Source organism: Zoogloea sp. (assembly GCF_028689785.1).
GTDB lineage: Bacteria > Pseudomonadota > Gammaproteobacteria > Burkholderiales > Rhodocyclaceae > Zoogloea.
In genome coordinates this window covers 25,448-32,582 of the sequence record NZ_JAQVCN010000056.1, presented here as the reverse complement: position 1 = coordinate 32,582, position 7,135 = coordinate 25,448, and the positions used below count along the sequence as shown (strand labels likewise).

The 7,135-nt window shown below is 64.4% G+C and carries 7 protein-coding genes; all 7 read right to left on the bottom strand.

Features of this window, described 5'->3' with window-relative positions:
* Positions 1–187: 187 nt before the first annotated feature.
* Complete coding sequence (locus tag PHI64_RS18730) at positions 188–919, bottom strand: IclR family transcriptional regulator (RefSeq protein WP_299886139.1); 732 nt, start codon at positions 917–919, stop codon at positions 188–190.
* 153 nt (positions 920–1,072) lie between these two features.
* Entirely contained in the window at positions 1,073–2,014 is a 942-nt protein-coding gene (locus tag PHI64_RS18725) for a nucleoside recognition domain-containing protein (protein WP_299886136.1), read from the bottom strand.
* Between the two features lie 106 nt (positions 2,015–2,120).
* Positions 2,121–2,855, bottom strand: a complete 735-nt coding sequence (locus tag PHI64_RS18720; protein ID WP_299886133.1) for an LrgB family protein — start codon at positions 2,853–2,855, stop codon at positions 2,121–2,123.
* Positions 2,852–3,205: a CidA/LrgA family protein gene (locus PHI64_RS18715; RefSeq protein WP_299886130.1), complete on the bottom strand. Its 354-nt coding sequence runs from the start codon at positions 3,203–3,205 to the stop codon at positions 2,852–2,854. The genes PHI64_RS18720 and PHI64_RS18715 overlap by 4 nt, the downstream gene beginning before the upstream one ends.
* Before the next feature lie 139 nt (positions 3,206–3,344).
* Positions 3,345–4,442, bottom strand: coding sequence for a TRAP transporter substrate-binding protein (locus tag PHI64_RS18710; protein ID WP_299886127.1), 1,098 nt, complete (start codon positions 4,440–4,442; stop codon positions 3,345–3,347).
* Positions 4,443–4,618: 176 nt separating this feature from the next.
* Positions 4,619–5,716 carry a TRAP transporter substrate-binding protein gene (locus PHI64_RS18705; RefSeq protein WP_299886124.1) on the bottom strand — a complete coding sequence of 366 codons (1,098 nt, stop codon included), beginning with the start codon at positions 5,714–5,716 and terminating at the stop codon, positions 4,619–4,621.
* Positions 5,717–5,777: 61 nt separating this feature from the next.
* On the bottom strand, positions 5,778–7,118 hold the full coding sequence (gene pmbA / locus PHI64_RS18700; protein WP_299886121.1) for a metalloprotease PmbA: 1,341 nt from the start codon (positions 7,116–7,118) through the stop codon (positions 5,778–5,780).
* Between the last annotated feature and the right edge of the window lie 17 nt (positions 7,119–7,135).

Here is a 7,135-nt window from a genome sequence, read left to right as displayed (position 1 = left end):
ACATCATTTCGATCCCAACGAGCCCCACAGCCGTTGGCCGCTACCGAGCGTTTCTCGTCGTCTGAGAGGGCTTCAAAAACACGAACCCCCGGAAAAACCAGGGGTTCGTCAGCAGTCTGAAACGGGCGCTGCTGGCGCCCGTTTTTTGCTGGTGCGGCAGCCGGGGCGGGGTGCCCCGGCGGCGCGCTCAACGCCCAGCTGGTGGCAGGTAACCAAGAGCGTTGGAGATCTCGTCGGCGGTCTGCCGGATGAGCGGTGCCCAGTCGGGGTCGAAGCGCTCGGCCGGGGTGGATAAAGACAGGCCGGCCACCAGTTCGCCGCTGTCATCGCGAATGCCAGCGGCGATGCAGCGTACGCCGTTCTCTACCTCGTCCAGGTCGTAAGCCACGCCGTGACGACGTACCTTGTCGAGCTCTTTTTCAAGGGCTGACAGGGTGGTGATGGAGGTGGGCGTGGTGCCAGGCAGGTTGGTGCGACGGGCGTATTCCTTGACCTTCTGGGGGCCGTCTTCGACCAGGAAGAGCTTGCCGGTGGCGGTGGTATGCAGAGGTGCTCGGGCACCGACGATGTGCACAACCCGCACGGAAGAGCGCCCACTGGAGGTGCGTTCCACATAGACAATCTCGTCTCCGGCGCGGATACCGAGATTCACGCTTTCGCCCGTGGTGGCGTGCAGCTTGAGCATCGCGGCCATGGCGGTTTCCCGCAGGGAGATCCGGGATTTCACCAGGCTGCCGAGTTCCAGGAGGCGGATGCCGAGACGATAGACGCCAGCGTCACTCCGTTCGACGAAGCCGCTGCTGGTCATGGCACCCAGGATGCGGTGAGCCGTGGACGGATGCAAGCCCGTTTCGGCAGCGAGCTGCTTGAGTGGAACGGGGTCAGGGTGTCGGGCCAGGACGTCGAGCAGCGTCATCATGCGCTCGATGACCTGGATCGGATTCTTCGCGGGTTCTTGCGTGGACAACGGATGTTCTGCCAGAAAATCAGGGATGGCGGATGGTAGCGCAGGTCTGCTTATTTCGCCTAGTGAAATGCGGCACTGCGGCAAATGGTTTGTGATGGGGGTGAGTCAGCCCACCAGGCCATGGCCTGCCATGCGTACCAGAATGCCCACACCCGCGCCCAGGGCGGCCGGCTTCCAGACGTCGGCGACGCGCCGGCCGGCGGAGATCAGCACCGCCACACCGGGGATGTCCAGGGGGTGGATCAACAGCCCTGCAGCCACGCCGTTGAGGGTCGCGGCGCTGGCTGTGCCGGCACGGATCATCTCGTCCATGATGCCCATCATCGCCGTGCCTCCGGCCAGGTACTTGGTCAGAGTGGGCAGAATCAGGCCGGGGTCGGCGCCGATGCCCAGCAGCAGGGGAGAGAGCAGGGCCGTCAGCGCATCCAGGGCGCCCAGGCGCCGCAGGGCCAGCACCACGGTGAGGGACAGGACCAGCATGGGGATGGCACCGACGGCGATCTTGAAGGCCTCGGCGCCGGCCCGGTTGATCACGTCGAGCACACCCTTGGCATTTTCGGCCACTGGGTGATGCAGGGTTTCGTCCACCGGGCTTTCCGCCGCCGAGAGGCCGCGCCCGAAGCCGTAGTAGGTGGCCGCCGCTGCCGCCAGCCCGCCGACCAACGACCACCCCAGAACCACGCCGAAGTGCAGGCCCATGGCCGCCATGGGCATGGATACGTTGGCCTGGGCCATGGCCATCACCATGGCCAGGGTGGCGGCCAGGTGGCGACTGGAGGCGCCGCGCTGGTCCATCATCGCCAGGGTGGCGACCGGGGCGGCGAAGCTGACGAAGTTGATCTGCAGGGCGGCAAACACGCCCAGGCCGGTGAGGCCCAGCGGGCGCAGGCTGGGTGCCAGCCGTGCGACCACCCAGTCGAGCACACCTCGGGCTTCGAGCAGGCGCATCAGCGACAGCATCACCACCATGACCGGCAGCAGGACAAAGAAGGACAGCTCGACCGCAGAGCGGCCCGCACGCAGGATGACGTCGATCAGCAGATCCATGGTTGCAGCGCAGCAGAAGTCAGACGGCCCCGATTATCGGGGCCGGGGCCGGCCGCAACAAGTTGGGGGAACCCCGGTTGACCTAAGGTCAGTTGTCGCTGTGCCACTAGCGAAGGGCGGTGGCCATCAGGGGCAGCAGCCACGGCAGCGTAATGGCGGTGAACAAGCCGTTCAGACCCATGGCCAGGGCGGCGAAGGCGCCGGTCTGCTCGCTGAGCTGAAAGGCCCGGGCCGTCCCGATGCCGTGAGAGGCCAGGCCGAGGGCAAAGCCGACGCTGGCTTCATCTTTTACGCCGACGCGCCTGAGGATGCCGGCCGCAAAGATGGCCCCGAAGATGCCGGTCAGAATGACGAACACGGCCGTCAGCGAGGCCAGGCCGCCGAGGCGTTCGGCGATACCCATGGCGATGGGGGTCGTGACCGATTTCGGGGCGAGGGAGGCCACGGTGGGGGCGCTGGCGCCGAGCAGGGAGCCGATGGCGTAGGCGGACAGGCCGGCGGTCAGCGAGCCGATCATCAGGGCGATCATCAGGGGGCCGGCCATGCTCACCAGGCGCTTGAGCTGGCTGTGTAGCGGGATGGCCAGAGCGACGGTGGTGGGGCCGAGCAGAAAGTGGACGAACTGGGCGCCATCGAAGTAGCGCTGGTAGGGCGTGCCGGTGAGCAGCAGCAGCGCGACGAGGATGCTCACCGAGATCAGCACCGGGTTGGCGGCCGGATGCCCGCCAGCCCGGCGGTGCAGGGCGATGGCCAGGATGTAGATGCCGAGGGTCAAGGTTAGCCACAGCAGGGGCTGTGCCGAAAGGTAAACCCAGATCTCGGTCATGGCGTCGCCGTTCATTGGGGGCTCCCGGCGCGGTGGCGGGTCAGGAAATGCAGGCTGAGCCCGGTGGCGAGCAGGCCGAGCAGGGTGCTGGCGACCAAGGCCACGGTGATGGGCCAGGCCTCTTCAGCGAGTCGTCCGGCGTGGAGCATCACGCCGGTGCCTGCAGGCACAAACATCAGGGACAGGTGTTGCAACAGGGTGCCGGAGGTGCTGCGTAATGCATCGTCGGGACCGCCCCGAAGCACCAGCCAGCCGAGCAGCAGGGCCATGCCAATGACGGGGCCGGGGACGGGCAGATGAAGAGCGACACGAAGGGTTTCGCCGGCAAGCTGGAAGGCGAGCAGCAGGGCGATGGCTTGGATCATGGTGGTTGCTTTCCGAGGCTGGAAGCCAGCATCCTCGCAAAGAATGTCTGGTTTGTCTCAGGGTTGGGGCTGGAGCATGGAGTGTACGAAAAAGGGGCCGTGCCATGCACGACCCCATTGGGCAGACAGCTAAAGCTTCTTACTTCTTGGCTTTGGCGCTGCGCGCGGCCTGCATGAAGTTGTCGTAGCGGTTCTCGGCTACGGAGAACCACTGCAGTTGCTCGTCGCGGAATTTCTTCCAGGCTTCGTAAATCTTCTTGAATTTGGGGTTGGCAGCAGCGGTTTCCTCGTAGAGGTCGTTGGCGGCCTTGTAGGCGGCGGCCATGACTTCATTGGGGAAGGGGCGCAGCTGGGTGCCGGAGCCGACCAGTTGTTTCAGGGCCGTCGGGTTCTTGGCGTCGTAGCGGGCCTGCATTTCCGCGTGAGCGTACAGACAAGCGTCTTCCAGGATGGTCTGGTATTCCTTGGGCAGGGAGGCCCACTGCTTGGCGTTGACGTAGAGGGAGATCTGCGGGCCGCCTTCCCAGAAACCCGGGTAGTAGTAGTACTTGGCGACCTTGTTGAAGCCGAGCTTCAGGTCATCGTAGGGACCGATCCACTCGGCAGCATCGATAGTGCCTTTTTCGAGGGCGGGGTAGATGTCGCCGCCCGGGATCTGTTGGGGCACCACGCCGAGCTTGGCCAGCACTTGACCGGCAAAACCGCCGCAGCGGAACTTGAGGCCCTTGAGGTCTTCGACGGACTTGATCTCCTTGCGGAACCAGCCGCCCATCTGGGCGCCGGTGTTGCCACACGGGATGTTGTGAATGTTGTAATCCTTGAAGAACTCGCGGAACAGCTCAAGGCCACCACCTTGCATCATCCAGGCCGTTTGCTGACGGCTGTTGAGGCCGAAGGGTACGGCGGTGTCGAAGGCGAACGTGGGGTCCTTGCCGATGAAATAGTAAGAGCAGGTGTGGCCGACTTCGACGGTGCCGTCCTTGACGGCATCCATCACGCCCGGGCCGGGAACGATTTCACCTGCTGCAAAAACCTGGATCTGGAACTTGCCACCGGTGGCGGCTGCCACACGTTTGGCCATCACATCGGCGCCGCCGTAGATGGTGTCGAGGGATTTCGGGAAGCTGGAGGCCAGGCGCCACTTGATGGTGGGCAACTCGGCAGCAAGGGCGGGGGCAGCCACTGCGCCGGCGGCTACGCCGACACCGGTCTTTTTGATGAATGAACGTCGTTCCACTTTGTCTCCTCTGGGAATCGCTACGAAAGGTGATCTGATTATTCATGAGCCCCCAGACCCCGCACAGTCTGGAAAACCCTATGCTGCCTTGCGCAAATTCCGGGCTGCATGCGTACCGGGCTGAACGTGAGAAGGGCGGCCTGAGCCGCCCCCCGCAGGCCTGGACGGGGTGGGGCCTACTTGCGTCCCTTGCCGGTGCGGGCAGCCTGCATGAAGTTGTCGAAGCGATTCTCGGCCACGGCAAACCATTGCAGCTGATCGTCACGGAATCTCTTCCAGCGTTCGTAGATCTTCTTGAACTTCGGGTTCTTGGCCGCGGTTTCCTCGTAGAGTTCGCTGGCGATCTTGTAGCCGGCAGCCATCATCTCGTGGGGGAAGGGGCGCAACTGGGTGCCGGAACCGATCAGTTGCTTGAGGGCGGTCGGGTTCTTGGCATCGTAGGCAGCCTGCATTTCTGCGTGGGCGTAGGCACAGGCGTCTTCCAGGATGGTCTGGTATTCCTTGGGCAGGGAAGCCCAGTGCTTGGCATTCACGTAAATCGACAGCTGCGGGCCACCTTCCCACCAGCCCGGGTAGTAGTAATACTTGGCGACCCGATTGAAGCCGAGTTTGTGGTCATCGTAGGGGCCGATCCACTCGGTGGCGTCGATGGTGCCTTTCTCGAGGGCCGGGTAGATGTCGGCCGGGGGGATCTGCTGGGGCACCACGCCCATGCGGGCCAGCACCTGGCCTGCGAAGCCGCCGACACGGAACTTGAGTCCCTTCAGATCATCGAGGCTCTTGATCTCCTTGCGGAACCAGCCACCCATCTGGGTGCCTGTGTTGCCGCAGGGAATGTTGATGATGTTGTAATCCTTGAAGAGCTCGCGCATCAGCTCCATGCCGCCGCCGTCGAACATCCAGGCGGTTTGCTGGCGGCTGTTCAGGCCAAAGGGCAGCGCGGTATCGAAGGCCAGGGCCGGGTCCTTGCCCACATACCAGTAGGATGCTGCGTGGCCCATTTCCACGGTGCCATCCTTTACGGCATCCAGGACACCAGGGGTGGGTACGATCTCGCCAGCAGCGAACAGGCCGATCTGGAACTTGCCGCCGGTGGCCGCGGCGACGCGGCGGGCGACGGTCTCGGTGGCGCCATAGATGGCATCCAGGGTCTTCGGAAAGCCCGAGGCCAGGCGCCACTTGATGGTGGGCAGATCAGCCGCGAGGGCCGGGGCGGCCACGGCACCGGCAGCAACGCCGGCCGTGGCCTGTTTCAGGAAGCTACGCCGTTCCATGATGTTTCCTCTTCTTTCTCTTTCTGGACGGAGGGTAAAACCAAAGTCAGTGCAGGCCGGATCAGGCGCCGGCCACGGTCATGCGATCGACCAGGATGGAGCCGCAGTGCTTGGAGCCGCGCACCAGCACGTCGGAGCCGATCTCCTGGATGCCCATCAGCATGTCCTTGAGGTTGCCTGCGATGGTGATCTCGTGCACCGGGTACTGGATCTTGCCGTTCTCGACCCAGAAGCCGGCTGCGCCGCGGGAGTAGTCGCCAGTGACGTAGTTGACGCCATGGCCGAGCAGTTCGGTGACCAGCAGGCCTCGGTCCATCTGCTTGATCAGGCCGTCCAGGTCGTACTGGCCCGGCTTGACCAGCAGGTTGTGGCTGCCCCCGGCGTTGCCCGTGGTCTGCATGCCCAGCTTGCGCGCCGAGTAGGTGCTCAGAAAGTAACCCTGCAGCACGCCATCGATGATGACTTCCCGGTCTTGGGTGGCCACGCCGTCGTCATCGAAGGGGCTACTGGCGAAGGCCTTGGCCAGGTGCGGTCGTTCGCAGATCTGGATGTGCGGGCGCAAGGCTGCCTTGCCCAGGCTGTCGAGCAGGAAGCTGGATTTGCGCGACAGGGCCCCGCCGCTCACCGCATGCACGAAGGCGCCGATCAGGCCGGCGGCAAGGGGGGCTTCGAAGAGCACCGGAACCTCGCAGGTGGGAATCTGGCGGGCGCCCAGGCGTGCCAGGGCACGGCGTGCCGCAAAGGTGCCGATCTCGTCGGCATCGGCCAGTTCGGCGGGGTCGCGCTTGGTGGTGTACCAGTCGTCGCGCTGCATGTCGTCGCCTTCGCCAGCAATGACCGAGCACGACAGGTAGTGGCGGGAGCTGGCGTAGCCACCCATGAAGCCCAGGCTGTTGGCCGAGATGAAGTGGGCTTCCTGCATGGAAACGCTGGCCCCGTCGGAGTTGCGGATCTCGGGGCTGACGGCGAAGGCTGCGCGTTCACTGCGGCGGGCCAGTTCGATGGCCTCTTCGGTGCTCAGCTTCCACGGGTGATACAGATCGAAATCGGGGAAGCTTTTTGCCAGCAGGGCTTCGTCAGGCAAGCCGGCGGCCGGGTCGGGGGCGGTGAAGCGGGCGATCGAGACGGCCGCATCCACGGTAGCCTTGAGGGCGTCCTTGGAGAAGTCGGAGGTGCTGGCGTAGCCACGTTTCTGACCGTCATAGATGGTGACGCCGACGCCCTTGTCACGGTTGTATTCGATGGTGTCCACCTCGTCGCGGCGGACGCTGACGGACTGGCCGAAGCCTTCCGAGACATCCACCTCGCAGGCCGTTGCGCCGCGCTTGCGGGCGAACTTGAGAATGTCCTCGGCGATGGTCTTGAGATTGTCCTGACTGAAGCTGAAACGGTTGTCGGCCATGGCTATGCGAATGGGGG